23 protein-coding genes are annotated in these 26,748 nt (G+C 43.2%); 12 read left to right on the top strand and 11 right to left on the bottom strand.

The features are described 5' to 3' along the window. The first annotated feature begins 5 nt into the window (after positions 1-5). The 3 genes from ACZ43M_RS08050 to ACZ43M_RS08060 all read left to right on the top strand — a co-directional run bounded on the left by ACZ43M_RS08050 (position 6) and on the right by ACZ43M_RS08060 (position 2,909). Positions 6-161, top strand: a complete 156-nt coding sequence (locus ACZ43M_RS08050) for a FeoB-associated Cys-rich membrane protein (RefSeq protein ID WP_464506886.1) — start codon at positions 6-8, stop codon at positions 159-161. A gap of 125 nt (positions 162-286) precedes the next feature. Next, positions 287-742, top strand: a complete 456-nt coding sequence (locus tag ACZ43M_RS08055) for a helix-turn-helix transcriptional regulator (protein ID WP_464506887.1) — start codon at positions 287-289, stop codon at positions 740-742. A 130-nt stretch (positions 743-872) separates the two neighbouring features. Beyond that, complete coding sequence (locus ACZ43M_RS08060; protein ID WP_464506888.1) at positions 873-2,909, top strand: transglycosylase domain-containing protein; 2,037 nt, start codon at positions 873-875, stop codon at positions 2,907-2,909. An 874-nt stretch (positions 2,910-3,783) separates the two neighbouring features. On the opposite strand, the gene ACZ43M_RS08065 is transcribed toward ACZ43M_RS08060, so the two are convergent. Beyond that, entirely contained in the window at positions 3,784-4,698 is a 915-nt protein-coding gene (locus ACZ43M_RS08065; protein WP_464506889.1) for a nuclease-related domain-containing protein, read from the bottom strand. A gap of 164 nt (positions 4,699-4,862) precedes the next feature. Here ACZ43M_RS08065 and ACZ43M_RS08070 point away from each other — a divergent pair, with 164 nt between their 5' ends. The 3 genes from ACZ43M_RS08070 to ACZ43M_RS08080 all read left to right on the top strand — a co-directional run bounded on the left by ACZ43M_RS08070 (position 4,863) and on the right by ACZ43M_RS08080 (position 9,357). Beyond that, entirely contained in the window at positions 4,863-5,192 is a 330-nt protein-coding gene (locus ACZ43M_RS08070) for a YbjQ family protein (RefSeq protein WP_464506890.1), read from the top strand. A 401-nt stretch (positions 5,193-5,593) separates the two neighbouring features. Next, positions 5,594-7,345 carry an ABC transporter ATP-binding protein gene (locus tag ACZ43M_RS08075; RefSeq protein WP_464506891.1) on the top strand — a complete coding sequence of 584 codons (1,752 nt, stop codon included), beginning with the start codon at positions 5,594-5,596 and terminating at the stop codon, positions 7,343-7,345. Further along, complete coding sequence (locus ACZ43M_RS08080; protein WP_464506892.1) at positions 7,342-9,357, top strand: ABC transporter ATP-binding protein; 2,016 nt, start codon at positions 7,342-7,344, stop codon at positions 9,355-9,357. Before ACZ43M_RS08075 ends, ACZ43M_RS08080 begins: the two co-directional genes overlap by 4 nt. 578 nt (positions 9,358-9,935) lie before the next feature. Here ACZ43M_RS08080 and ACZ43M_RS08085 read toward each other — a convergent pair. Further along, complete coding sequence (locus tag ACZ43M_RS08085; protein ID WP_464506893.1) at positions 9,936-10,556, bottom strand: NAD(P)-dependent oxidoreductase; 621 nt, start codon at positions 10,554-10,556, stop codon at positions 9,936-9,938. A 288-nt stretch (positions 10,557-10,844) separates the two neighbouring features. Between ACZ43M_RS08085 and fumC the strand changes: the two genes are divergently transcribed. After that, a complete protein-coding gene (gene fumC, locus ACZ43M_RS08090) occupies positions 10,845-12,224 on the top strand; it encodes a class II fumarate hydratase (protein ID WP_464506894.1) in 1,380 nt (459 codons plus the stop codon). Between the two features lie 80 nt (positions 12,225-12,304). On the opposite strand, the gene ACZ43M_RS08095 is transcribed toward fumC, so the two are convergent. Further along, positions 12,305-12,508, bottom strand: a complete 204-nt coding sequence (locus ACZ43M_RS08095; protein WP_464506895.1) for a small, acid-soluble spore protein, alpha/beta type — start codon at positions 12,506-12,508, stop codon at positions 12,305-12,307. A gap of 434 nt (positions 12,509-12,942) precedes the next feature. Here ACZ43M_RS08095 and ACZ43M_RS08100 point away from each other — a divergent pair, with 434 nt between their 5' ends. Beyond that, on the top strand, positions 12,943-13,185 hold the full coding sequence (locus ACZ43M_RS08100) for a hypothetical protein (RefSeq protein WP_464506896.1): 243 nt from the start codon (positions 12,943-12,945) through the stop codon (positions 13,183-13,185). A gap of 37 nt (positions 13,186-13,222) precedes the next feature. Here ACZ43M_RS08100 and ACZ43M_RS08105 read toward each other — a convergent pair whose 3' ends face one another. The 8 genes from ACZ43M_RS08105 to ACZ43M_RS08140 form a co-directional block, all read right to left on the bottom strand. After that, positions 13,223-14,335 carry an ABC transporter ATP-binding protein gene (locus tag ACZ43M_RS08105; protein WP_464506897.1) on the bottom strand — a complete coding sequence of 371 codons (1,113 nt, stop codon included), beginning with the start codon at positions 14,333-14,335 and terminating at the stop codon, positions 13,223-13,225. A 108-nt stretch (positions 14,336-14,443) separates the two neighbouring features. Next, positions 14,444-15,349, bottom strand: a complete 906-nt coding sequence (locus ACZ43M_RS08110) for a PucR family transcriptional regulator (RefSeq protein ID WP_464506898.1) — start codon at positions 15,347-15,349, stop codon at positions 14,444-14,446. A 92-nt stretch (positions 15,350-15,441) separates the two neighbouring features. Further along, positions 15,442-15,612, bottom strand: coding sequence for a hypothetical protein (locus tag ACZ43M_RS08115; protein WP_464506899.1), 171 nt, complete (start codon positions 15,610-15,612; stop codon positions 15,442-15,444). A gap of 77 nt (positions 15,613-15,689) precedes the next feature. Next, positions 15,690-15,899, bottom strand: coding sequence for a YheE family protein (locus tag ACZ43M_RS08120; RefSeq protein WP_464506900.1), 210 nt, complete (start codon positions 15,897-15,899; stop codon positions 15,690-15,692). A 62-nt stretch (positions 15,900-15,961) separates the two neighbouring features. Beyond that, complete coding sequence (locus tag ACZ43M_RS08125; protein WP_464506901.1) at positions 15,962-17,008, bottom strand: YheC/YheD family endospore coat-associated protein; 1,047 nt, start codon at positions 17,006-17,008, stop codon at positions 15,962-15,964. After that, positions 17,005-18,369: a YheC/YheD family endospore coat-associated protein gene (locus tag ACZ43M_RS08130; RefSeq protein ID WP_464506902.1), complete on the bottom strand. Its 1,365-nt coding sequence runs from the start codon at positions 18,367-18,369 to the stop codon at positions 17,005-17,007. Before ACZ43M_RS08130 ends, ACZ43M_RS08125 begins: the two co-directional genes overlap by 4 nt. After that, on the bottom strand, positions 18,347-19,450 hold the full coding sequence (locus ACZ43M_RS08135) for a YheC/YheD family endospore coat-associated protein (protein WP_464506903.1): 1,104 nt from the start codon (positions 19,448-19,450) through the stop codon (positions 18,347-18,349). The genes ACZ43M_RS08130 and ACZ43M_RS08135 overlap by 23 nt, the downstream gene beginning before the upstream one ends. 3 nt (positions 19,451-19,453) lie before the next feature. Further along, on the bottom strand, positions 19,454-20,830 hold the full coding sequence (locus ACZ43M_RS08140; protein WP_464506904.1) for a YheC/YheD family endospore coat-associated protein: 1,377 nt from the start codon (positions 20,828-20,830) through the stop codon (positions 19,454-19,456). Positions 20,831-20,976: 146 nt separating this feature from the next. On the opposite strand from ACZ43M_RS08140, the gene ACZ43M_RS08145 reads away from it, so the two are divergent. The 4 genes from ACZ43M_RS08145 to ACZ43M_RS08160 all read left to right on the top strand — a co-directional run bounded on the left by ACZ43M_RS08145 (position 20,977) and on the right by ACZ43M_RS08160 (position 26,621). Beyond that, complete coding sequence (locus ACZ43M_RS08145) at positions 20,977-21,324, top strand: YlbF/YmcA family competence regulator (RefSeq protein ID WP_464506905.1); 348 nt, start codon at positions 20,977-20,979, stop codon at positions 21,322-21,324. Between the two features lie 147 nt (positions 21,325-21,471). Beyond that, entirely contained in the window at positions 21,472-22,341 is an 870-nt protein-coding gene (locus ACZ43M_RS08150; protein WP_464507986.1) for a Cof-type HAD-IIB family hydrolase, read from the top strand. Positions 22,342-22,691: 350 nt separating this feature from the next. Next, positions 22,692-24,203, top strand: coding sequence for a coproporphyrinogen III oxidase (locus tag ACZ43M_RS08155; RefSeq protein ID WP_464506906.1), 1,512 nt, complete (start codon positions 22,692-22,694; stop codon positions 24,201-24,203). A 798-nt stretch (positions 24,204-25,001) separates the two neighbouring features. Next, positions 25,002-26,621, top strand: coding sequence for a long-chain fatty acid--CoA ligase (locus ACZ43M_RS08160; RefSeq protein ID WP_464506907.1), 1,620 nt, complete (start codon positions 25,002-25,004; stop codon positions 26,619-26,621). Positions 26,622-26,748: the final 127 nt, after the last annotated feature.

Genomic DNA, 26,748 nt, shown 5'->3' on the forward strand with positions numbered 1-26,748 from the left:
CAAAAATGATTGCTAGTATCGTGATTGGCGTTGCCATATTTGGCTATGCTGCATGGGCCATGGTGAAATTTATTAATAAATCCAAAAAAGGCAAATGTGCCGCCTGCGATTTGAAAAACTCCTGTTCAAGTGGCTGCAGCATGCCGCCTGAACTCAAATAGACCTGACAAAGACTGCTATTGTTTCCTGATAGCAGTTTTTTTGTCATTTTGCTATGTTATCTGTTGTGATATCAAGATAGTTTAGTGTAAAATTTCACTAGATGCTAGTGAAGGAAGGGCTTGGAATGACCAGGGATGAAATTATCAAAAGTGTATCGGAAAAACTTCGGTTAATCCGGACTGAGGCTGGCTACACACAAGATAAAATGGCAGATATCATTGGTGTATCGAAAAAAACACTTGTCCAAATCGAAAAAGGCAGATTGCTTGCCAACTGGTCTACGGTTGTTTCCATCACTGCCTTGTTCCGCGAAACGGAAACCGTCCAATATTTATTTGGTAACGAGCCGTTGGAAGTGCTGGAAACAGTCGCGAGGGAAGGAATTGATGTTAGAAAAACCAAAACACTTGGCGGCAGGATTTGGTGGCGTGTGCTCCATCGGAAAAATGGATTTATCCTGCAACAAAACGTCCTCAGTAAGCATTTCCGCATCCTGGATGAACGCAATTACCGGATTTTCTCAAGCTTTGATGAAAAACTGTCCAAGCATCGCTTTAAAGAATTAACAACTGAAGGATAACCAGAAAGATGGGATAACGTGCCCGTCTTTTTTTATTAAAGGTCATAAAAAGGAGAAAGTCTCCGAATATTATACCTGTTACAACTACCTATATATCAATTTGTATTTTCACATCTTCGGAGGTAGACGGATGGGCTTGTTAAAGAATTTAAAAAAATGGCATCTGCTTCAGGTCAGTTTATTAATCGGATTAATTATGATTTTATTATTTTTTGGTTTGCTGCATTATTTTTCTAAGGGTGCTGATATTTCAGGCTTAAAAAATGAACTCCCGCAGCCGACTGTATTTTATGATGCGGGCGGGAACGTAGCCAGTAAGGTTTCGGCCAATAAAAATGAAGGGGTCCCGCTCAAGGATGTACCGACTTCAATGAGAAATGCGGTCATTGCGATTGAGGATCACCGGTTCTACAGCCATAATGGTGTGGATATAATTGGGACATCTCGGGCGCTTGCTCGTGACCTCAAAGCTGGGGCGATGGTCGAAGGCGGCAGCACGATTACCCAGCAATTAATCAAAAACACACTGCTTACCTCGCAAAAAACAATCACGCGAAAAACGCAGGAAGTTTTTCTAGCGTTGGCTGTGGAACGGGAGTATTCAAAAGAAGAAATTCTGCAAATGTACTTGAACCAAATTTATTTTGGAAATGGGGCCTGGGGAATAAAGCAGGCCGCCAGCAAATATTTCGGGAAGGATGTTCAGGAACTTTCGATAGGTGAATCCGCCATGCTCGCTGGACTAATCAAGGCTCCTTCCGCATTGAATCCCTATCATCATATGGAAAAAGCAATAGAAAGACGGAATCTCGTGTTAGCGCAAATGAAGAATCATGGATACATTTCGGAACGTGAGCTTGAGGGGGCAAAGCGGGAAAGTATCGCGCTGAACGATAAGGGCGGCGACCCATTCCGCGGAAAGTATCCTTATTATGTGGACGGAGTATTATATGAGGCGATTCACGAGTACGGACTTTCGCAAGATGAATTGCTGACCGGCGGCTATCAAATTTATACGGAGCTTGATCCTAACATGCAGGCGGCGATGGAGAAAACGTACCAAAATGACGCGCTATTTCCTAAGGGCGCAGACACGCTTGTGCAAAGCGGAGGTGTGTTGGTTGACCCGAAAACAGGTGGGGTGAGGGCACTCGTCGGCGGCCGTGGAGAGCACACCTTTATGGGCTACAACCGTGCGGTACAGTTGGAAACCCAGCCAGGTTCCTCGTTTAAGCCATTGGCTGTATATACTCCTGCATTGGAAGAAGGATGGAAAATTACCGACATGCTGAAGGATGAGCAGCTGAAGTATGGTAACTATCAGCCGAAAAATCACGACTCCCAATACGAGGGTGAAGTGCCCATGTATGAGGCCGTCATGGAATCGAAAAATACTTCAGCTGTTTGGCTGTTAAATGAACTGGGTCTTGAAAAAGGGGTCGATTCGGTCAAGCGTTTTGGGTTTGACTTGTCGAAAGAGGATGAGAACCTAGCAATGGCGCTTGGCGGCTTGCATAAAGGCATTGCACCGCTTGATATGGCAGAAGCGTTTTCTGTTTTTCCAAACCATGGTACGCGCATTGAAGCACATACGATTACAAAAATTGTCGATCGCAACGGAAATGTAGTGGCACAGTGGAAGGGGAAGAAAGAAAAAGTTACCACAAGAGCTGTTACGAACAATATGACAACCATGCTGCTGGGGGTGGTTGAGCACGGCACTGGGAAAGCGGCGCAAATTCCTGGGCGCGAAACCGCCGGAAAAACTGGCTCCACCCAGGTTCCAATTAAGGGTATAAATGGCGTGAAGGACCAGTGGTTTGTCGGCTACACTCCTCAATTGGTCGGCGCCATCTGGGTTGGTTACGATAAAACTGATGAAACGCACTATCTAACGCCAACAAGTGGTGTCGGCGCGGCGGTCGTATTCCGAGAAACGATGGAACAAGCGCTGGCGAATGCGCCGGCTGAGAAATTTGGTGTTACTCATGTTGGTACGTTGATGGAGAAGCGCGAAAATGAAAAGCTGTTGGAGAATTTCCAAAACAACTTCAACAACGAAGTCCAAAAATGGGAAGACAAATGGAACAAACAAAAAGAAAAGTGGGAAAAGAAGAAGAATAAGGGAAAAGGCAAGGGAAACGGAAAAGGCAAGGATAAGGAATAAGTGGTGATGGCACAGGACGAGTTTTTTGGTCCTGTGCTTTTTTTGAGAGTTTATTAGTGATTGACGTTTAAAGTTCTACGTGGCCAAAACGGCTGGGTGCCAGAGAAACCGGTAACGTAAAGGTGCTGTACGTGCCCAAAACCGCTGGGTATCAGAGAAACCGGTAACGTAGAGGTGCTGTACGTGCCCAAAACGGCTGGGTACCCAGAGAAACAGGTAACGAGAAAGGTTCTACGTGCCCAAAATCGCGGGAAACCAGAGAAAAAGGTCACGTAGAGAGGTTCTACGTGCCCAAAATCGCTGGAAACAAGAGAAAAAAGTCACGTAGAGAGGTTCTACGTGCCCAAATTTGTTGGAAATAAGAGAAACCGGTAACGTAGAGAGGTTCTACGTGCCCAAATTTGTTGGAAATAAGAGAAACCGGTCACGTAGAAAGGTTCTACGTGCCCAAAATCCCGGGAAACCAGAGAAAAAGGTCACGTAGAAAGGTTCTACGTGCCCAAATTTGTTGAAAATAAGAGAAACCGGTCACGTAGAAAGGTTCTACGTGACCAAAATCGCGGGAAACCAGAGAAAAAGGTCACGTAGAAAGGTTCTACGTGCCCAAATTTGTTGAAAATAAGAGAAACCGGTCACGTAGAAAGGTTCTACGTGCCCAAATTCGTGGGAAACCAGAGAAAAAGGTCACGTAGAAAGGTTCTACGTGCCCAAATTTGTTGAAAATAAGAGAAACCGGTCACGTAGAAAGGTTCTACGTGCCCAAAATCGCGGGAAACCAGAGAAAAAGGTAACGTAGAGAGGTTCTACGTGCCCAAAATCGCTGGAAATAAGAGAAACCGGTAACGTAGAGAAGTTCTACGTGACCAAAATCCCATTATTCCTTACTTACAAAATAAACCCATCTCCCATAGCCTTTTAATTGATAATTTTTTAAAAGAATTTGTCTAATTGTTTTTTTAGGAACAAGTCCCCCGCACCACTCAAATACCAGATTTGTAGTCACTTGGAATTCCGGAAAAAGTAATATCAATTCATCGACACTTCGCATAACTGCCGATTGCACCGATTCTTCCAAACCAGTTTCCGCACATACAATCTTATTGCCCCGAACAAAGGTAGACAGCTGGTGCGACGATGGACCAATAATACCTTTTTGTAACCCGTCATAGGTATAAGCAGGATAGGTTGAATAAGGGTAAACTCCCATATCGAGCGAAACTAATAGATCTGCGAGCTTCTCATGTCCTTTCGTAAGGGTAGAAAATTCTGAATTCAATTTTTTCAAAAAGCGATTAAGTTTTGTTGGAAGAATCACCGAATCATTTGGAGGAGCTTGATATAAGGTGAAATCGGGGTTGATATAAACCAGATAGGCCTCGGTAGTGTATTTTAACCCATATTGTTGAAGTAATTGGCGAAACAGTGATTCGCACCGCTGCAACTGGATTAGCGGATCATCAATCTCTTTCCCTGCCATAGTCTTAAGTTTCTTAGGCTCATAAATATATTCGCCTTCAAAATTTTTAACATCAATAAGATAGATTGTTCTTTGATAGATAAGCACTGTGTCGATTTGGAAATATTTGTTGCCAAGCTTTAGAAGCAAACCATTGATGATATAGCATTGATTTTGAAGTTTCGCGGTTAATTCATCGAACCTGCCTTCACCTTCAAAACCTTTTTCTGCAGCATAATAGCTCCACTTGTCTTGCTCTAATAGGATCATCCGTGCATTTATCGACCTCATTTTGTGTAATTCCTCTGGTATCTGTCGAGATTTCTTAAGCATATGCCACCGTCCTTTTTTATTATATCGAATTTAATTTAACAGAAAATTCAGCCCTGGTTCGTCCAAATATATGAAAATTATGTTAACATTTGAAAAATAAAAGAATGAAACCATCCTCTTGAAAAGTAAAATAATAGTAGATAGCCAGAAAAGAGGTGCTCAAGATGATCATTGTAACGACAGAGTCTGTTCCCGGTAAGGAGATTAAGGAGTACATCGGTTTTGTGAAGGGAAGTACGGTTCAATCGAAGCATATTGGCAAGGATTTATTGGCGGGCCTGAAAACCATTGTTGGCGGCGAAATTAAGGAATATACCGAAATGTTAAACGAAGCCAGGAAAAAGGCGATTGACCGGATGGTAGAGGAAGCACGCGATTTCGGGGCTAATGCCATTGTCGGGATGAGACTGCAGTCAAGTTCGGTCATGCAGGGCGCATCAGAAATCATTGCCTACGGAACCGCCGTCTGGGTCGGCGACGATAAACAGGGATAAATTTCTGAAATTTGGGAATTGACATTTAAAATACCGAGTGATAATCTAACAAAGTAAGAAAAAAAGGAAATGGAGGGTTACGAAATGACTATGTTAAACAGAGTGAAAAGCACAACTGAATATGCTGACGTAACCTGTCCAAACGTGGTTTCCTTTTAAAAACAGGGCCATCATTTAATAAACCAATCACACAGGTTGCGTGCGTTATTGACTCGTGACGTGTGTTTTTTTGTCTCAATTTTTACGTGAGGCATACTGCACAATCCTGCGGTATGCCTTATTTTTTTTCAAAACAAAATAAAGGGGGAAATACCGATGTTACTAAACAGAAAAATCAGGCTCTCACACAAAGCAGGAGATCTTGAAGGCGGCTAGCAGAAATACAAAGGGGGAAGACATCCATGTTTTCAGTACTAAAAAAATTAAGTTGGTTTTTTAAAGAGAATTGGCGGCGCTATTGTGTGGCGATTTCCTTATTAATATTCGTCGGCATTCTGGAAGTGATCCCGCCGAAATTGATTGGAATGGCAATCGATGATATCCATGTCGGCAGAATGAGCGGGATGAAAATACTCCAGTATCTCGGCATATTGCTTTTCATCATGGTCTCAACCTATGGAATTACCTATATCTGGCAGTACAAATTATTTGGCGGGGCATTTTTGGTGGAACGGAAACTACGTTCTCGGTTCATGAACCACCTGCTAAAAATGACTCCGGGTTTTTATGAAAAAAATCGCACCGGAGACTTAATGGCCCGGGCTACCAATGATTTAAAGGCGATATCGATTACCGCCGGTTTCGGAATACTAACACTGGTGGATTCAAGCGTCTGGATGCTGACATTGCTGCTGACGATGGGATTTTTCATTAGCTGGAAGCTGACATTGGCAGCAATTATCCCACTGCCGATTATGGCAATCTTAATTCAAATATACGGCAAAAAAATTCATTCCCTGTTTATGGAGGCGCAGGATGCGTTTGGAGAATTGAATGACCGCGTTCTCGAGTCTATCGCCGGTGTAAGGGTGATTCGCGCTTATGTTCAGGAAAAAGCGGATATACAGCGGTTCCATCAGCTGACCGAGGATGTGTATCAAAAAAACGTTAAGGTCGCGAGAATCGACTCCTTATTTGACCCAACAATCAAGATCCTTGTTGGAATTAGCTATTTAATCGGGTTAGGGTATGGCGCATATCTCGTTTTTCATCAGGTAATCACCTTAGGGAACCTTGTTTCCTTTAATGTTTACTTGGGAATGCTGATTTGGCCGATGTTTGCAATCGGCGAGTTAATTAATGTGATGCAGCGGGGGAACGCCTCATTAGACCGTGTAAATGAAACTCTCGCATATAAAGAGGATGTCGGGAACCCGGCAGAGCCAAAAGGGATCCAAAACCCTGATAATATACACTACGACAAGGTGACTTTTCGTTATCCATCATCCAGAACTGATAATCTGAAAGCGGTAAATGTGAAACTAATCCAAGGGCAGACCCTCGGGATTGTCGGCAAGACAGGCAGCGGCAAAACAACGTTTATTAAACAATTATTGCGGCAGTACCCGCTGGGAGAAGGGGAACTATCGATTGCCGATGTCTCGCTGGAAGAGCAAAGCCTGGAGCAGGTCCGCAGCTGGATTGGCTATGTGCCGCAGGACCATGTACTTTTTTCAAAAAGTGTAAAAGAGAACATTCTTTTTGGCGCCAAAGATGCAACAGAGGAAGATTTGCAAACAGCGATTAATCTTGCCGCATTCCGCAAGGACCTGGAAATGCTTCCGGAAGGGCTGCAAACGCTAGTTGGCGAAAAAGGCGTCGCCCTTTCTGGAGGTCAAAAGCAAAGAATCTCGATTGCCCGCGCCTTAATCAAAAATCCGGAAATTCTCATTCTCGATGATTCCTTATCGGCGGTAGATGCCAAAACCGAGAAAGCAGTCATCGATAATATCCGTGACGTGCGTCAAGGCAAAACAACAATTATTACGACGCATCGTATGTCGGCAGTCCAGCATGCCGACCACATCATTGTTCTGGATGACGGCAGGATTGTGGAGGAAGGTACCCATGAAGGGCTGCTTGAGCAGGGCGGCTGGTATCAGGAACAATTTTTACGTCAGCAAGTGGAAAACAAAGAGGAGGTGTCAGCATGACTACCGGGAGAAGGTTATTAAACTATGCATTAGCCTATAAAAAGATGATCATTGCTGCTTTAGTTATGCTGACCATCTCTGTTGTTACTGATTTGGCTGGACCATTTATCGCCAAAAACGTGATTGACCAGCACATTTTAGGAATAGAATCGCCTTGGTATGAAACAACAAAAGGTGAAAAAGCAGTGCATTTTAACGGAAAGTACTATAAACGGGAAAAGTACCTGACAGAAAGCGATCAAAAAGGGAAAAGAGTCGGTATCCTGCAGGTCGGAACAAAATTCGTATTTATAGATGAAGAGATTACATTTGATGGCAAGCGGACTATAAAACAAGATACACTGACCATCACTAAGGGCTCAGACCAAGCTGAATATAAGGCGCAGATTATAAAAGGTCCTGAGCTGCTCGCCTTCTACCAGCCGGAAATTTCCGGGATTTTGAAATTGCTGGGGATCTATTTCGGTTTAATGGTGATTTCGGCATTTTTTCAGTTCGGCGAACGGTTTGTCCTGAAAAAATCGGCCAACCGGATTATCCAAAAAATGCGCGAGGATGTATTCGGCCAAATTCAACGACTGCCAATCCAGTATTTTGATAATCTTCCGGCGGGAAAGGTGGTCGCAAGGATTACCAATGACACGGAAGCGATTCGCGAGTTATATGTTACTGTATTGGCCACGTTTTTTACAAGTGTTATTTATATTACCGGTATTTATGTCGCGTTGTTTATTTTAAATGCCAAACTTGCAGCCATTTGCTTGTTGTTGTTGCCGCTTCTGTATATCTGGATGATTATTTACCGGAAATATGCCTCCAAATACAATCGGATCATTCGCTCGCGCAACAGTGACATTAACGCGATGATTAACGAATCGATTCAAGGGATGAGCATTATTCAAGCCTTCAATCGTGAAGCGCAGACAAAAGAAGAGTTTGAAACTCTCAACCACGGTCATTTTAAATATCAGAATAAATTGTTAAACCTGAATGCCTTGACGGGGCATAACTTGGTAGGGATCCTAAGAAACTTGGTTTTTGTGGCGTTTATTTGGTATTTCGGGGCCCAGGCACTGTTGCCGGCAAATGTGATTTCGCTGGGTATGCTGTATGCGTTTGTTGACTATATTAACCGTCTGTTCCAGCCAGTTCAGGGGATCGTCAATCAGTTAGCCAACCTCGAGCAGGCTCTGGTAGCCGGTGAACGGGTATTTACGCTCATGGATGAAGCAGGGGAAAACGTCAGTGAAGAGCGAACCTCAAGAATAAAAGGATATGTGTCATTTGAAAATGTTTCATTTGGCTATAAAGAGGGAGAATACGTTCTTAAAAATATCGATTTTGAAGCGAAGCCCGGTGAAACCATTGCCTTGGTGGGCCATACCGGTTCCGGAAAAAGCTCGATCATGAATTTGCTGTTCAGGTTTTATGACTGCCAAAAAGGAAAAATCCTTATCGACGGTAAGGATATCGAAACCTTCCCAAGACAAACAATCCGTGACCATATGGGGATTGTCCTCCAGGACCCTTATTTGTTCACCGGAAGTATTGCATCGAATGTCAGCTTAGATGATCCATCAATTACCCGTGAAAAGGTTGAAAAAGCCTTGAAGGATGTCGGTGCGGAAAAGGTATTTAAGAATTTAGAGAATGGCTATGATGAACCGGTAATTGAAAAAGGCAGTACGCTATCGAGCGGTCAGCGTCAATTGATTTCTTTTGCCCGGGCACTTGCTTTTAATCCGGCAATTTTAATTCTTGATGAAGCGACCTCAAGCATTGATACGGAGACGGAGGCGCTGATTCAAGAAGCGATGGATGTGTTAATGAAGGGCAGAACAACGTTTATCATTGCCCACCGCTTATCGACCATCCGCAATGCCCATCAAATTCTTGTGCTGGACCGTGGTGCCATTGTGGAAAAGGGAAATCATGATGACTTGATGGCGGCCAAGGGGAAATATTATCAGATGTATCAGCTTCAGCAGGGAGGCCATGGCCTCGCTGGTTAAAAAAGTGGACTCCCTAGAGATGCAAACAAAGAAGACACACTGGATTTCATATAGAGGAAATTCAGTGTGTTTTTTGTGGTTTTATCAGGATTGGCTGCCAATATGTTTATTAGGAAATAGTTGAATAGATCCTTGCTGAAGCGATAGAGGACAGAACGTTTGAAAAATCAGGGTGAAGTGTCCTCAATGAAGGCGATAGAGGACAGAACGAAGGGAAAGTCCGGTGGCAGTGTCCTCAATGAAGGCGATAGAGGACAGTAAGCTTGAAAAATCAGGGTGACGCGTCCTCAATCAATGCTATAGAGGACAGAACGAAAGGAGAATCCAGTGGAAGTGTCTTCAAGCACCTTATTGCAGCATTTCACAGTTGTTTTTCGGACTTCAACTACGCCAATAGTCTTTATTGGAGCAGTCCACAGCTCATTTCCCCTCATCAACTACGCCAATAGTCTTTATTGGAGCAGTCCGCCGCTGATTTCTCTTCATCAACTACGCCAATAGTCTTTATTGGAGCAGTCCACAGCTCATTTCCCCTCATCAACTAACCCAATAGGTTTTTATTATAGACGTTGCTTCATTCAATAGGTCAGCCCGACCCGGCAGCGAATGAATTCCTTGCTAAATAGCTGCTGAAAAGCAAAGTCCCCGGTATCAAACACCGAAATGGAAGAAGGATTCTCCGGGAGCATGTCTTTTTGGTATCGGTAGATTCCGACTCTTTCACCAATAGGCAAATAGGTCGGGCAGACAACTGTCCAATCTAGGTCGGAATCCTTCAGCAATAAATAGGCCTTTAAATGTTCTTCGGCATCCTTTGTTGTTGTGCGCCGCGATTCCGACGATTGAAACCGGTATAACAGAGGTTCCGTTCGGGCCTGGAGGATTCCCGCTGTTCCAATCGTGATAATCCTTGAAATCCCCTGTTTTTTCATATGTTTAATAATATAGGTCATCGATTCGGACAGCGTTGTGCCGCCGCCGGTATTTAACGCACTAATTACAACATCGGCGCCTGTCATGACACGGGCAACAGCTGCTTCATTTAAAATATTTCCTTCCGCAACACTTAATCGTTGATTTTCTTGCTTTATTTTTTTACTATCCCGCACGAGCGCCTGGACGTTGAATGGCTTAGCTAAAGCATTGGCCAGAATTACGGAGCCTACTCTGCCTGTTGCACCAAAAAGACAAATGTTCACAAAAAGTTCACTTCCTTAAGACGAAGGTGTTATTTTTATCACTGTTAAACATAAAGGGCAATGTTATGGTATAAATGTTTACCAAAAAATTTCACATTGGGGTGGGAAATCCATGACTGATTATTCAGTAGTCCTTATCATCGGCAGCATCTTAATTCTTTCTTATTATATCGGATATACAATCTTAAAAGCCTAAACTGCAGACTAAGTGTCTGTAGTTTTTTTCTTGTTACATTATATGGTAATGTATGGATATCCATATATAATTTACAAAAAGGTGGTATCCGTATGGAGAATTACCGTATTGAAAAAGACACCCTCGGTGAGGTCCGCGTACCGCAGGATAGATTTTGGGGGGCGCAAACCCAGCGAAGCAAGGAAAATTTTAAAATTGGCAGTGAAGTTATGCCGCTCGAGCTTATTTATGGTTTGGTGTATATAAAAAAGGCGGCCGCAATGGTCAACTTCACATTAAACAAGCTTAGTGAAACAAAAATGAATGCTATTACAAAAATTTGTGACGAAATCCTAACCGGAAAATACGATGAACATTTTCCGCTATCTGTATGGCAGACCGGAAGCGGCACGCAATCCAATATGAATGTCAACGAGGTAATTGCGAATCGTGCAAATGAGTGGCTAAGCCGACAAAATCACACAGAGGTAATTCACCCAAATGATGATGTGAATATGTCACAGAGCTCAAATGATACGTTTCCAACAGCTATGCACATTGCAGGTTATAAAAAACTGACACAGGATTTGCTGCCAGCAATTAAAGAACTGAAGAATACCCTGCTGGAGAAAGAAAAAGCTTTTTCGAAAATCGTCAAGATAGGCAGAACCCATCTCCAGGATGCTACACCGTTGACACTAGGGCAGGAAATTAGCGGCTGGCGCTATATGCTTGAAAAAAATGAAAAAATGATTACAGAGGTAAGTCACTACATGCTTGACCTCGCCATTGGCGGTACGGCAGTTGGAACCGGCATTAACGCCGGGCCTCAATTTGCACGAGAAGCGGCCAAGCAAATCGCTGAACTAACCGGTTATCCTTTCCGGTCATCGGAAAATAAATTCCATGCCCTTACTAGCCATGATGAAATCGTGCTTACCCATGGTGCGCTAAAGGCACTTGCCGCCGACCTGATGAAAATTGCCAATGACGTCAGATGGCTCGCAAGCGGTCCGAGAAGCGGAATTGGGGAATTGAATATTCCCGCCAATGAACCGGGCAGTTCCATTATGCCGGGAAAAGTCAATCCGACCCAAAGCGAAGCGTTAACTATGGTGGCCTGCCAAGTATTTGGAAATGACGCAACGATTGGTTTTGCAGCAAGCCAGGGGAATTTTGAACTAAACGTGTTTAAGCCGGTGATAATTTATAATTTTATTCAATCCATCAGGCTGCTTTCCGACGGGATTCATTCCTTTAATGAAAATTGTGCCGTCGGAATTGAGGCGAATCTTGAAGTGATTAAGGGGCACGTGGAGCGGTCGTTAATGCTGGTAACTGCCTTAAATCCGCATATTGGCTATGAAAAGGCGGCCGAAATTGCCAAGCTTGCTTTTAAAGATAATAGCACCTTAAAGGAAGCAGCTCTAAAAACAAACTATGTAACATCAGAGCAATTTGATGAATGGATGAAACCGGAAAAGATGATTTAGCACAAGGGGAAACCCCCTCCGACAAGGGAGGGGGTTTCTAAGCCATATTATTAATTTGTTTCAATCAGTTTTTACTTTAATTAGCGTTGGAAACCGCCAAGTTGAGACTCAGCCATTGATACAAGACGCTTAGTGATCTCTCCTCCGACAGATCCGTTAGCACGAGAAGTAGTGTCTGCGCCAAGATTTACGCCAAATTCTTGAGCAATCTCATACTTCATTTGATCAAGTGCTTGTTGTACTCCTGGTACTAAAAGTTGGTTAGAGTTGTTGTTACTTGCCATAGTTGAATAACACTCCTCTTATTTATTTTGGGGTTAGTATGGAATTGAACCATATTAGGAAAGCCACCATGGCCTAACCCATGTTAAGATAATGTCCAGCTTCAGCGCCTAGGGGCTCGAAGGTCTACAGCCAATCCGTCCTGAAGGCTAAAGAGCAGCCTTCCTGCCGGCTCGTCTTATGCCTGTCACCCCTGTTCGAGGCGCTTCCGCTTTTCTTAGTTGGATGAACCGGAGTTGCACCGGTTGTAACCCTTGTATGGCTTCATCCATCGGTGAAAGTTGTTTAACCCTGTTGGTGATTGGTGGGTTGTAATCATTATTATGACTAATTTGTGAGAGCTTATTCGATTTTTTTGAATGGAAATTTATTCCCTATTATCCGGTCCATAAAATACGCAAACTATGGCTAAATCAAAATCAAAAGGGTGAGCTGAATGTCAATATGCCCGGTTTGCAATGGCCTTAGGGATGTTTTTTTATTATGTACGAACTGTGGGGAACCGATGATGGAAAGCGGCAGATTAATGGACTATTATGATGATTATAGCCCGTATATGGAAATTGATTTAATGAAGATGGAGGATGGCTATGCTGATACGCATTCCGGCCATAAGTGTCCACATCTGTTTCGCTGCCCGGCCTGCCATCAGGATGATGTTATATTTATTAAAGAATAAGAGGCCGACAGTTGTCAGCCTCTTTTTAAAGGAAATATTATTTCTCTGATTGTGGGCGAACGCGAAGTTCCGTCTCACTGTCAAAGAAGTGTGCTTTATTTAAATCGAAAGCGAGTGCCAGGCTATCACCAGGTTTTACATCGGCACGGGAATCTAGTCGGGCAACAAAATCTTGGCCATCGACGCTTGAGTATACCATTAATTCTGCACCGGTTAACTCAGCAACATCAATATTAGCTTGAATTTTTGTACCGGAAGAAGATTCGATGAATACTGGCTCATCATGGATATCTTCAGGGCGGACTCCTAAAATCATTGATTTTCCGACATAGCCCTGTTCGCGAAGATATTTCATTTTTCCTTCTGGAACGGAAATCACATTTTTACCGATTACAAATTTGCCATCTTCCAACTTTCCAGTAAAGAAGTTCATCGCAGGGGAGCCGATAAAGCCGCCAACAAACACGTTCTCTGGCTTTTCATATACTTCTTTAGGCGAACCGACCTGTTGGATGATTCCATCCTTCATAACGACAAGGCGAGTAGCCATTGTCATTGCTTCTGTTTGGTCGTGGGTTACATAGATCGTTGTTGTATTTAAGCGGCGGTGCAGTTTGGCAATTTCTGCACGCATTTGAACGCGAAGCTTGGCATCAAGGTTGGATAATGGCTCGTCCATTAAGAATACCTTCGCATCACGGACAATCGCACGTCCAAGAGCCACACGCTGACGCTGACCGCCAGAAAGCGCCTTTGGTTTACGAGTTAAATAAGCTTCAAGTCCAAGAATTTTGGCCGCTTCTTTCACTCGGCGATCAATTTCATCTTTCGGAAATTTGCGAAGCTTCAACCCGAATGCCATGTTATCATACACTGTCATATGTGGGTAAAGAGCATAGTTTTGGAATACCATCGCAATGTCGCGATCTTTCGGTGCTACATCATTTACACGTTTCCCGTCAATGAAGAAATCACCTTGGGAAATTTCCTCAAGACCGGCAATCATTCTCAAGGTTGTCGATTTACCGCAGCCTGATGGGCCAACAAATACGATAAATTCCTTATCATCAATGTGTAAATTAAAGTCCTTTACTGCAGTTACTTTGTTATCATAAATTTTATAAATATGATCTAATTTTAACTCAGCCATTTGGCAAGCCCTCCTTGTTTTTCCTCTTACCATCAGTTTACAAGGAAAGAAGAATAATCTGTAGGGTCAGGCTGCACAAAAATGAAAGCGGTTTTTTTGGGCAGGTTGTCAGTTTTGCTGCTGTTCAAAAAGCTGACAGGCTAGAAAAACCGTAAATGCTCCGTAAAAATCTTTTAAGCCAATTCCTGTTTTCTCCGTAAATTTTTCTAGCCGGTATTGCAGCGTATTACGGTGGATGTATAGTTTTTTTGCTGTCATGCTGGCATTTAAATTGTTTTCAAGAAATACTTTGATCGTAGAGTACATCTCCGGATCGCCCGTAAATAGTTCAAAGATTTCATTAGGAATATGTTCCATTAACTCCATGGACAAATGGCTGGCCAGATAGGCCGGGAAAATTCGTTCATAGGTAAACAACCGGGAATTAGCTAAATGTGTGACAGCAAAGTCAAAATATTCCCGTTCCCGTTTAAAAATCCCTGGAAGAAGTGCTGATAATCGATAGAGTTTTCCTACGAAGAAAGAAATTTTTACATATAAATCACTTTCTAATGTTTCGGACATTGCAATTAACTCTTCCTCAGAAAGAGAAATTTGTTTCTTCCCTTCAATGACGGCTCCCTTAACAGGACTTTCCCAAATAATGATGACGTCCTCAGTGAAAAAACCCTTTAAGGCAGCCTCGATTTCAGATTGACTAGTAGGGGATCCATTGGTTTGGAATTGAATAAAGCGAAATTCTTCGTCCGTTGGTGTAACTGGGAGTGGCCCATCATACAATAAAAATCTATGCCACTTACCCGATGCCGTATCGACTGCTGCTGGCTGCTCCTCAACCAATTGATATAATGTTTTAAGTAAATTTAATTCTTTTTCGCTGATGTCTGTCTTCGGAATGCCAAGCCAATGGTTATCGGCCTCATCAAAAAATAAATAGTAATCCTTTGATGGCAGTTGCGGCCTTTGTGAAAATAGGACGGAATTTTCAAATACGGATAATAGTTTTTTTAGCATATCATTCATTTCCCCAATACAATTATGTATGGCTCCTATTATAACAGACTTAAGTATGTAAAAAAGCCGGATCGTTTGACCCGGCTTGTTCATTAGGTTTGATGGGGTGGTTCTTCTTCGGGAAGTTCCCGTGCTTCTTCAATATTTGTGGTATCATGGCGGGCATACACCGAACCGCCGGACATTCCCTCATTAATCATTCTGTCGATATCCACATAGGCTTTGTCTCTGCCTTCATAGTTAGAGCCTTTTTTCTCGTCCATGGCCATCGCCCCTTTTCATGAAAATCTTTCCTTAGTTTAAGAAGAAGGTACCATTTTCATGCAAAAAGCTGGCGTGATTATTCATAGACATGATAAAGCATTAATTCATGAATCTGACTCTTTAGCGCTTGTATTTCCTCTTGTTCCGGGGTAATCGAGGTCCATTCAATCATGCCGGTTTGATGATAGACACCCGTATATCTATGTTTTTTATAATAAAAGGAAAAATTCCAGCCGGGAATATTTTTATTTTCGAATAATGGTTTAAATTGAAAGTGCGTAATCATCGTCAGAATCCCCCTGTGGTAAACTTGGTTACTTCTTAAGCTTAACCTGTTTTAGGAGAGATTTAAATAAATTTTTTGGAAAGCCGGAGGAATAGCTGGCAGAGCTGCTCGATTTTTTGGGCTTCGATTTCCGGCTCATCAAAGCTCATTGGTTTTGAATTGACTTCAAAAATATAATAGTCCCCGGTTGTGCTGACAGCTCCATCAATCGAAAACTCCCCGAAGTAGCCAAACTGCTCCGAGAGGGCCGTGCCGACTGGAGAGACGATGGTATGGATAAATTCATCATGGGCGGCGGTCTGCACCTGTTGGTATGGAAGCATTCTGCCGCCCGAGGGGATATGGGTGGTTATGTCTTGTTCCTGTGATTGCCTGATACCAATGCCTGTTACTCTATATCCCTTAGGAGCACCATGGGCAAGAATCCGGAAGTCATAACGAAACCCCTCGTATTGTGCGGAGTCAATTTCTTCCTGGGCTAAATATTTTCTTGCAAGCAGTTCTTCGTGCCATTCCTCCCAAAACTGCAGGAAGTATGGAAATCTCTGTGACGTTTTTCGGCCTTGCAGTTGCAGCTTATGTTCTGCATCTAAAGATAAACGAAAAATCCCTTTCCCTTTTGAAGAATTGGCAGGCTTTAAGTAAATGCTGCTATGCGTGGTTAGAAAGGCATGCAATTCATCTGCAGACGTAACTAACATCGTGTCCGGCATGTAACGCTTTAGTACTGGATGCTCTTTTAACAGTTGAAATAATTCAAATTTATCAATAAAACATGGATTAAAGAATGGAATATTTTTTTCTTTTAATAAGGAAAAAAAGCTCCGGCACTCCTCCTGCTCCTCGGCTTTGCGAAAGGGGATTCGATTATAAACGAGATCAGGGTAGGGGAACCGCTCCTTCTTCCAGCTGTTTTCTTCTGGATGGAATATATAGCCGTCAATAAAGTCTTTCCCAGCATCCTCATGGGTAAACACAAAGCTTATTCCACCCAGTGAAATAAGCTTTTTTTGCAGTTCTATAAACAATGGTCCATTACCGGTTATATTGCCATTGGATTTTCGCCCCGCCATAATCCCGACCACAGGGCGTGTTAAACACCTGTTCATTTGAATATTTCCTCTGGATGCAGTAGTGATTGCTCGGTTAAATAGACAGCAAAAGCGAGAGATAATTTTCGGGTGAGGAAATCAAATTGCTGCAATTTCGGATGGCAGAAAATCGATCTGCCCGGTTTGGAGTTGGCTTCAAACAGCCATACATCACCATTGCGGTCGATCCCCAAATCAAAACCGATTTCTCCAATAATTCCAGAAATGTTCCGCTCCAACGCCTTGCTTAATGCAAGGGCGGCTGTTGAAAGTTTTTCAGTGTATAGTTCACATTCTTCATTTGGAAAAATTTCTGCAATCGTTTTAATTTCGCCGCCGTTACGTTTATGGGTTGTCACGGCGCCTTGACCGGCAATTTTTGCAGCAATCGCCGTTACCTGCCAATTTCCTGCCTCATCCTTATTGGTATGGACGCGAAAATCGACGGCGCGCTGGTCAGAACGAATTAAATGAATTCCTTGCTGTACGACCATATTCTGCAGCGATTGATCGGGGAAGACCCATTTAAACAATTTTTCTAAGCTGGGAAATTTCCGCAAACGGTTGACTTCATCCCGGTCCTGGTAGCGGCAATAATAATCACCGGAATCTCGGTCATATAAGATTTGGTGAATCCCGAGCCCCAGACTGCCATTTCGTGGCTTAATATAAACATGGCCGTACTTTGCCAGCATACTTTCAATCCCGGAAAAGGAAGTGAAGGGATGGGTTTCCGGAAGATAGTTTTCAACGGTACCGTCTTGAAGGAGCCGTTCATAAATATCAAGCTTGTTGAAAAAGCCGGGATTATACCAAGGGATAAGGTAATCCTTTTGCAGCCGCTGTTTTACCCTCGTTAATTTTCGGCTGTTTTCACTTTTGCGATTGGGCAGCCGGTCATAAATGACATTTGGAAATGGCACTTCGATACTCTTCCAGCTTTGATTTTGGAAAAAGAGCCCCTCGATCGTTCCTTGCTCCCAATCAATGTGCTGCTCTCCAAAAATGAACACACATGCCCCGACATTTTTGCTGACGGATAAAAGCTTGGAAAAAAAGGCAGTCCGTTCTCCGATTGGCTGTTGTGAGGGCTGGGTAAAGCCTGCGGTGAAAATGCCGACAAGCGGTCCGATTGAGAGTACCCCATTATCGACAAATGCATGGAGTGGAAGGTTTAAATTTGGAAATTGCAGTACTTTTTGCATCGCGCGGCTGATGACAATCCGATTATTGCTGTCAGGGTGGGGGCGGAAATCCACCTCCATTGATTTTGAACCAAAGGCAATTTTGGTCAGTGCCTTGCCCTCCAGAAAAGCAGGAGGGCAAAAAACGATAAGCTGGTCGTTTTGAGCTACTTCAATGTGATAACGTTTTCTCATACATGTTCTTCCTTTCTTTAGCATCTGTCTGGGAAAGGAGTACTGCATAAAGTAATGGAGCCCGGAAAAGTATGTCTTTCAAATTTGGCCGGGTTTGCAGGAGAACCTTCCGGCCAGGCTTCGAGTTGATATCAAGAATCCAAATCGAGCCGTTTTTAGCGATGCCGATATCAACGCCAAGCTCAAACAAAGGCAAAAATTCTGTTTCTAAGAGCAGAGGTAGTTCCCGAAGAATGTACTCCAGCTCTTGTTTCATGTATTCAACCTTGGCAGGCGGAATGGCTGCTGCCCATTCGCTAAAGGTAATCGCCGATCCTCCGGCGCTTAAATTTGAAAGGATCCCGCCGGTTGTCCCGACCCGGATTCCTCTGCCGCGTTCACCCCAAACCCCTTTGTCATTTTTTTGCAACAGGATGCGAATATCAAACGGTTGAGAGTCCTGATTGGACAACTCAAGGTATGGCTGCATGAGGTATTGATGCCGGCGCAATAATGATTGCAGCCATCCAGTCAGCTTTGCCTCATTAGGAAAAATTCGCGATATAATCTGTTGCTGTTTTTCTGTTTTCACATGAAAGGTTTTGTCACTTTTCCGTAAATAGTAAATCCCATAGCCCTGCGAGCCGTTGATTGGCTTGATGATGATTCTTTTTCGGGTGTGAAGTTCTTTTAAAACAGCACTGGGATCAAGAACAGATAGGGTCGGCGGCAGGTAGGCCGACAATACCGTGTCCTTTAAGGCTTGATACAACTCCAGCTTGTTAGGAAGCCCATAGCCTAAAAAGGTAATATCCTCCCGGTTTTTTAGCCAGGAGACAATGGGCAGGCATTGTTTGGAGTGCTCATCATCACCGTAAAAGCAGCGGTCATAAAGGATGGCCGGAATCGGAAACTGTGCATCCTCCCAGGATTGCGACTCGAAATCAAATTTTTTACCTTGAACATTTAGGGTATGCGGGTTAATTTTCGAGGGGATAAAGCGGCGGCATTCCACTCCGAGAGATTCCCCGAGCCTGGCAATTTCAGTTATATAGGAAGCTTCACTGTCTATTGAAAGGGACATAATTCCCAACGTTATCATGGTTTAATTCTCCTTTTCTATTAGGAAATCAAATGCGAGTATAGTACAAAACTGGATAAGGGCTCTGGCGGACGGCCTAATCTTTCCTTGGTCATCTTCGAAACCTTTCGAAGGTTTCGAGTTTACTTCAATCAGCCATGGTGTTCCATCAAGGTCCACACCGATGTCAATCCCAAGCTCACCAGTAATGCCAGGTTCCGAAATGCTGACAGCTTCGGCGATGGCCAATGACAGTGCTTTGATTTGGGCCAATGCTTCATATGCCCCTTTTTTCGTCAGACCTGCTTGCAGTACTGTTAGAGGTTTCATGCTGCTGCCGCCGCGCGCCAGATTTGAGACGAACTCTTCATTGCCTCCAATCCTGGCGATTATCGAGGTGATACCCCAGTGATGATTGGAATTCTTATGGCATAGTACTCGGAAATCCACTGCTCTCGTTTCATAGGTTAAAAACGGTATCCCTTGTTGAATCACATAAATGCGTCCCCGCAACAACGGTTGGACAAATGGGTAAAGCTCTGAAAGCTGGAAAAGTTTCTCGGGATTCTTCTCCCAGTGACTTAATGAGGATTTCAATGAAAATAGCTCCGCTGATTCTCGGGTAATTTTAATAATGTTCCGGCCTTGGCTGCCATGAACCGGTTTTAGAAACACAGTTTCATACGTTTGTACAAAGTCATAAAGATTTTCTTTTGAAAAAATTTTCGTCTCTGGGAGTCTGGATATAAGTTGATCGTCATTGCTTACCAGTTGGTAGACATCCCATTTTGACAAAAACCGGTCATTAAAAAGTGGAATTCCCAGTTGTTCAAGTTGGCTGCGAAATCTTTTAAATGAAGGACTGTATTCTAGTTTGCGGGAATGAATTCGGTTATAAATAACATCGGGAAGTGGTAACGCTGCAGGAACCCAGGTATCATCATTAAAATAATATCCCTGATTGGGAAATTGATCATGACGATACACATAGAGTAAACCTCCGCGTTCCTGGGTCCCACGGTGAAGTTCTTCACAAAACGCATGAATACTTCTGAAATTTGGTTCCTCGTGCTCCTTGACCGGGAAATCTGTTACTAATCCGATTACGGGACCGAGCAGCAAGGTGTGAGTTTTTTCTTGGTAGAAGGCTTGAAACTTGTATCTATTAAGCGGGAGGCTAAATTTTCTAAAGATATTTTCAGAGACGAGCAGCTCGTGGGCTGCCATATCTCTTATTTGGATATTCGCAGTTACTGCTGTTTTTCCCAGCGAAATTGTAATTGTTTTCGTATTGTTCAGTTGTAACTGTTGCGACAATTTTGAAGAGAGTTGAATGGTTTGGTCATGATGGTTTGCGGATTTTTGGGCTGCAACATTTACTGAGATTAATGAAAATTCCATAATCACCCCTCATTTATTATGGTATCTAGGCGTTTGTATAGTTATCGTATGTAACATTAAGCTGTATGGTGATTTGAACCTTCTCGCATTTGGGTGAATAGTTTGTTATAGTTGTAAGGAATTGTTTACCTAAAGGAGTGAATCAAATGGCAGTTAATTTACATGATTCAGCGTATGCATTGGAAACAGCCATCCGTCAAAGTGAGGAATATCTAGCGTTAAAGAAGGCATATCAGGAAGTCAATGCCGATCCTCAAGCAAAGCAAATGTTTGATCAATTTCGTCAAATTCAAATGAACTTGCAGCAAAAACAAATGATGGGTCAAAATATTTCCGAACAAGAAGTACAACAAGCACAGGCAACAGTTGGGGTGGTTCAGCAGAATCCGAAAATTGCCAATCTGATGCAGGCTGAACAACGAATGAGTATGATTATCGGTGAATTAAACCAGATTATCATGAAACCGTTGGAAGAGCTTTACGGACAGTTTTAAGATATAATTTTTAGCTTTCGGATCTGTTCCGGAGGCTTTTTTCTTTTATAGGAAATTACATCAGATTCTCAAGCCCTGTTCTATAAATGGATGAAAACTCATAAAAGTTAGATAAGGGTAATTTCACCAAGAACAGGGGGCAACATGATGATTTATCGCTTGCTTGCTATAAATATTGATGGCACCTTGCTGCAATCAAATGGCAAAATTCATAAATCCTCAAAGGAAGCCATTGAATATGTAAGGCAAAAAGGTATCTATGTCACACTTGTTACATCCCGAAGCTTTGCTTCAGCTCGAAAAGTGGCCAAAGCATTAAACATACCAACACCGCTGATCACACAGCAGGGAGCTTTTATTTCAGGTGCTGAAGAAAAACCGATTTATGTGAAACGAATTAATGAAGATATCACCTATGATACCATCCGGTTCCTTGAGGGGATGCCATGCCAAATTCGTCTTGTTCATGAGGATTTCTCCGTTGCCAATAAGCAGAAGCTTCGCAACAATCTTTTGTCGAAAACCGTGTTTACATCAGGTGATCCGATGTTTTACACCCAGCAGTTTGTTCCGTCTGTCAGCGAATATTTGCATGAACAGCCGATGACACCGCCAAAGATTGAAGTTTATTTTGAAGATAAGAGCGACTTGGTTGATGTGAAAAAGGCCTTGGAGGGCATGTTTACCGAAATTGATGTGATCCAGCTTGATTCATTGCGGGTCGACATTGTTCCAGCAGGCGTTTCCAAGCTGACAGGCCTGGCCTACCTCGGCAATCAACTCGGGTTTCAACTGAAAGAAATGGTTTATATTGGTGACAGCATTGACGATATTCCGTTGATCGAGGCTGTCGGGCTCGGTGTGTCGATGTGGAATGCTCCGTTTGATGTGAAACGGGCCTCAGATTGGATCACCAGATCCAAGAATGAAAACGGTGTAGCATATATGGTAATGGAACATTTCCGAAAACAACAGCCAATCGAATTTTTGCGGAAGATGAAGATCATCAAAAAGTAATTCGCAAATAAAATTGGGATTTTCGCAAATAAATGACTGGAATTCACAAATAAAACTGACAAAATGCGCAAATAAAATTGGTTAAATCGCAAATAAACATCTCAAAGGTATCAGCAGCTTAAGCTTCTGATATCTTTTTATATACATGCAAATAATTTCCACTGTATTGACCTTGTATTTTCGATTCTGTAAACTAAAGGAAGTTTAACTATGTCTAGCTCCAGCGCCTAGCCCCTCGAGGTCATAAGCCAATCCGTCATGAAGGTTAAAAAGCAACCTTCCTGCCGGCTCGTCTTATGCTTGTCGGGGCTGACCAAGGCGCTTGCGCTTTTCTATGAAAGGTGATTGCATTGCGAATTTCCATACTAGGATTAGAGGATGAAAGATTCAATCGGCCGCTGCAGCTGATTGCTAACTTATTTTTTGAAGAATCACAGATTTTGCAGGCTGATGCCGCAGATACTGATTTATTGATAAAATTTGATTTACAGGTTGGTGAGAAGGTTTCCGTTACCGCGCAATTAACTGGCCAGGATGGAAAAGCCGTCTCTGCTGATTACCAAACAGATTTAAATCGTGCAGATTCAGAGAAAGAGCGCTTTAAACAAATCAAAAATGCCGTTTCTCACGTTTATTTAACCGTCCTGCAGGATTGGACAGGCATGACTCAAAAATGGGGCATTCTCACAGGGGTTCGGCCAACTAAGCTGCTTCATAAGAAAATGCAGGAAGGGATTCCGGCAGAAGTGGCCCATCAGCAATTAAAGGAAGATTACTTAATTACGGATGAAAAAATCCAGTTGATGCAGCAAATTATCGACCGCCAGCTGACAGTCGTCCCGGACCTGTATTCATTGCGAAAGGAAGTCAGCATCTATATCGGCATCCCGTTCTGCCCGACCAAATGTGCTTATTGCACGTTCCCGGCCTATGCCATTAATGGGCGCCAAGGGTCCGTTGATTCATTCTTGGGCGGCCTTCATTATGAAATGCGTAAAATTGGCCAATGGCTGAAGGAAAAGGGTGTCACAATTACCACAGTTTATTACGGTGGCGGCACCCCGACGAGTATTACCGCGGAAGAAATGGATATGCTTTACGAAGAAATGTATCAATCATTTCCTGATGTTGAAAATATCCGTGAAGTCACTGTTGAGGCTGGACGGCCGGATACGATTACGCCTGAGAAACTGGAAGTCTTGAAAAAATGGAATATCGACCGGATTAGTATTAATCCGCAATCGTATACACAGGAGACGTTAAAGGCGATTGGCCGCCACCATACAGTAACGGAAACTATCGAAAAATACCATTTGGCTCGTGAAATGGGTATGAACAATATCAATATGGATTTGATTATCGGCCTGCCGGGAGAAGGAATGGCGGAATTTACTCATTCGCTGGAAGAAACAGAAAAGCTAATGCCGGAATCGTTAACGGTCCATACATTATCGTTCAAGCGTGCCTCAGAAATGACGAAGAACAAAGAAAAATATAAGGTTGCCGACCGTGGTGAAGTTGAAAGTATGATGGAACTGGCTCAGGATTGGACAGCAGACCACGGCTATGTCCCGTATTATCTATACCGCCAGAAAAACATCCTTGGCAATCTTGAAAATGTCGGCTACTCTCTGCCGAATCAAGAGAGCATCTATAACATCATGATTATGGAGGAGCAGCAAACCATCATCGGACTAGGCTGCGGTGCCTCCAGCAAGTTCATCGATCCAGTGACCGGCAAGATTACTCATTTTGCCAATCCAAAAGATCCAAAATCCTATAATGACGGTTTTGAAGCGTATACTGATGAGAAAATAAAAATATTAGATGAATTGTTCGCGGAAAAAGGTTCTCCTGCTTAATACAGGAGGACCTTTTTTGGGGAGCACAGTGGCCGGAGTAGCTTGTAGGATACTCTACGTGCCCAAAACAGCTGGAAGAAAGAGAAACTGGTAACGTAGAGGGGTTCTACGTGACCAAAATAGCTAGAAGAAAGAGAAACTGGTCACGTAGAGGGGTTCTACGTGACCAAAATAGCCGGGAAAAAGAGAAACTGGTCACGTAGAGGGGTTCTACGTGACCAAAACAGCTGGAAAAAAGAGAAACTGGTAACGTAGAGGGGTTCTACGTGACCAAAATAGCTGGGAAAAAGAGAAACTGGTCACGTAGAGGGGTTCTACGTGACCAAAACAGCTGGAAAAAAGAGAAACTGGTAACGTAGAGGGGTTCTACGTGACCAAAATAGCTAGAAGAAAGAGAAACTGGTCACGTAGAGGGGTTCTACGTGACCAAAATAGCCGGGAAAAAGAGAAACTGGTCACGTAGAGGGGTTCTACGTGACCAAAACAGCTGGAAAAAAGAGAAACTGGTAACGTAGAGGGGTTCTACGTGACCAAAATAGCTGGGAAAAAGAGAAACTGGTCACGTAGAGGGGTTCTACGTGACCAAAACAGCTGGAAAAAAGAGAAACTGGTAACGTAGAAACCAGCTGCCCACCTACCAATCAGAAACGATACCTAATTCAAGCAATTTTTCCCTCTATTCAGAAATTCAAGTTCTTAATAAAGGATTCTCTCGCAACAATGTAGAATAAATTAAAGGAACAAGTTCATAGAATGCTATGAGTCTAAAACGCTTTCATTATGGGGGGGATTAGTTTTATGATGGTAACACCTTTAACCATGACGCAAATGATACAGCGGGCTGAACGATATTTTCCGAACAAGCAGGTCGTTTCAAGGACGGAGGGCGGTATCCAACGCTTCACGTACAAACAAATTGCCGAACGGACCAGAAGGCTCGCAGATGCCTTAACAAAACTAGGCATCCAAAAAGGGGACAGGGTCGGCACATTGGCTTGGAATCACCATCGCCATTTGGAGGCCTATTTCGCCATCCCTTGTATTGGCGCTGTTCTACACACCATTAACATTCGACTTTCACCACAACACATCAGTTACATTATCAATCATGCCGAAGATAAAATACTCCTCGTAGATTCTGACATCCTTCCATTGCTAGAAAAATGCGCAGCCGAAATAAACACGGTAAAGGCATTCATCATTATGACCGACAAACAAGAACTCCCTGAGACAACGCTGACAAACGTATACCATTATGAAGATTTGTTAGCCCAAGCAAACCCGAATTTTAAATACCCAACTGACATTAACGAAACCGATCCAGCAGGAATGTGCTATACCTCCGCCACAACAGGAAATCCAAAAGGGGTTGTCTATTCCCATCGCGGCATATTCCTGCACAGCATGGCATTAGGTCTCGCCGACACAGCAGCAATCAGTGAAAATGATATTGCCCTGACCGTTGTTCCTATGTTCCATGCTAATGCATGGGGGATGCCATTTGCCGGTGTTTGGTTTGGCACCACCTTGGTTCTGCCTGGACCATACTTTACTCCAAAACTATTAGCAGAATTAATTCAGCAGGAAAAAGTAACGATCACAAGCGGTGTGCCGACGATTTGGCTGGGATTGCTGAAAGAGCTTGAGGAAGGCAATTATGAAATGAGCAGCCTTCGCGGAATCCTATGCGGCGGCTCTGCGGCACCAAAGGGTATGATTAGAGCGTTCGAACAGAAATATAATGTACCATTCATGCACGCCTATGGCATGACGGAAACAAGCCCGCTGGCTGTGTTCTCCAAATTAAAAAGCTATCAAGAAGAGTTAGATTATGAGGAAAGATTGGAAATTCGGGCAAAGCAGGGTGTGCTGGTTCCCGGGCTTGAAATGAAAATCGTCGGCAAGGATGGCGAGGTCGCCTGGGACGGCAAGGAAATGGGCGAATTATGCTTAAGAGGGTCTTGGATTGCTTCGGAATATTATAAGGATCAGCGGACGCTTGATGCCTTCCACGATGGCTGGCTCCATACCGGGGACGTCGTCACCATTGACGAAGAGGGCTTTATCAAGATTGTTGACCGAACAAAAGACTTAATCAAGAGCGGCGGCGAATGGATTTCCTCGGTCGATTTAGAAAATGCGCTAATGGCCCACGAGGCTGTGTTCGAAGCAGCGGTGGTTGCTATTCCGCATGAAAAGTGGCAGGAGCGCCCAGTTGGCTGCGTCGTGTTAAATGACGCATACAAAGATAAAGTCACCAAGGATGATTTATTGGAATTCTTAACACCGCAATTCGCCAAATGGTGGATTCCAGACGATATCCTATTCTTTGAGGAAATCCCTAAAACATCCGTAGGGAAGTTCTTAAAAATGGCACTTCGCGATCAGGTTCAGAAAGAAGTAAGCCAAAAAGGGTAATAATAGTGAGGACAAAAGGTATATCTGCCTTTTGTCCTTTTTATGTAAAAAATTCAATATATTTAGAGAGTTTGCTTTTTTTCTTGCTATTTATCTATATAATGGAGTTGAACAAAGAATTTGGGAG

It is taken from the genome of Neobacillus sp. B24 (assembly GCF_055381825.1).

Bases quoted from the DNA above. Each gene is read 5' to 3' on its own strand.
- ACZ43M_RS08050 (WP_464506886.1), top strand. From the start codon at position 6: ATGATTGCTAGTATCGTGATTGGCGTTGCCATATTTGGCTATGCTGCA.
- ACZ43M_RS08055 (WP_464506887.1), top strand. From the start codon at position 287: ATGACCAGGGATGAAATTATCAAAAGTGTATCGGAAAAACTTCGGTTA.
- ACZ43M_RS08060 (WP_464506888.1), top strand. From the start codon at position 873: ATGGGCTTGTTAAAGAATTTAAAAAAATGGCATCTGCTTCAGGTCAGT.
- ACZ43M_RS08065 (WP_464506889.1), bottom strand. From the start codon at position 4,698: ATGCTTAAGAAATCTCGACAGATACCAGAGGAATTACACAAAATGAGG.
- ACZ43M_RS08070 (WP_464506890.1), top strand. From the start codon at position 4,863: ATGATCATTGTAACGACAGAGTCTGTTCCCGGTAAGGAGATTAAGGAG.
- ACZ43M_RS08075 (WP_464506891.1), top strand. From the start codon at position 5,594: ATGTTTTCAGTACTAAAAAAATTAAGTTGGTTTTTTAAAGAGAATTGG.
- ACZ43M_RS08080 (WP_464506892.1), top strand. From the start codon at position 7,342: ATGACTACCGGGAGAAGGTTATTAAACTATGCATTAGCCTATAAAAAG.
- fumC (WP_464506894.1), top strand. From the start codon at position 10,845: ATGGAGAATTACCGTATTGAAAAAGACACCCTCGGTGAGGTCCGCGTA.
- ACZ43M_RS08095 (WP_464506895.1), bottom strand. From the start codon at position 12,508: ATGGCAAGTAACAACAACTCTAACCAACTTTTAGTACCAGGAGTACAA.
- ACZ43M_RS08100 (WP_464506896.1), top strand. From the start codon at position 12,943: ATGTCAATATGCCCGGTTTGCAATGGCCTTAGGGATGTTTTTTTATTA.
- ACZ43M_RS08105 (WP_464506897.1), bottom strand. From the start codon at position 14,335: ATGGCTGAGTTAAAATTAGATCATATTTATAAAATTTATGATAACAAA.
- ACZ43M_RS08110 (WP_464506898.1), bottom strand. From the start codon at position 15,349: ATGCTAAAAAAACTATTATCCGTATTTGAAAATTCCGTCCTATTTTCA.
- ACZ43M_RS08115 (WP_464506899.1), bottom strand. From the start codon at position 15,612: ATGGACGAGAAAAAAGGCTCTAACTATGAAGGCAGAGACAAAGCCTAT.
- ACZ43M_RS08120 (WP_464506900.1), bottom strand. From the start codon at position 15,899: ATGATTACGCACTTTCAATTTAAACCATTATTCGAAAATAAAAATATT.
- ACZ43M_RS08125 (WP_464506901.1), bottom strand. From the start codon at position 17,008: ATGAACAGGTGTTTAACACGCCCTGTGGTCGGGATTATGGCGGGGCGA.
- ACZ43M_RS08130 (WP_464506902.1), bottom strand. From the start codon at position 18,369: ATGAGAAAACGTTATCACATTGAAGTAGCTCAAAACGACCAGCTTATC.
- ACZ43M_RS08135 (WP_464506903.1), bottom strand. From the start codon at position 19,450: ATGATAACGTTGGGAATTATGTCCCTTTCAATAGACAGTGAAGCTTCC.
- ACZ43M_RS08140 (WP_464506904.1), bottom strand. From the start codon at position 20,830: ATGGAATTTTCATTAATCTCAGTAAATGTTGCAGCCCAAAAATCCGCA.
- ACZ43M_RS08145 (WP_464506905.1), top strand. From the start codon at position 20,977: ATGGCAGTTAATTTACATGATTCAGCGTATGCATTGGAAACAGCCATC.
- ACZ43M_RS08150 (WP_464507986.1), top strand. From the start codon at position 21,472: ATGATTTATCGCTTGCTTGCTATAAATATTGATGGCACCTTGCTGCAA.
- ACZ43M_RS08160 (WP_464506907.1), top strand. From the start codon at position 25,002: ATGATGGTAACACCTTTAACCATGACGCAAATGATACAGCGGGCTGAA.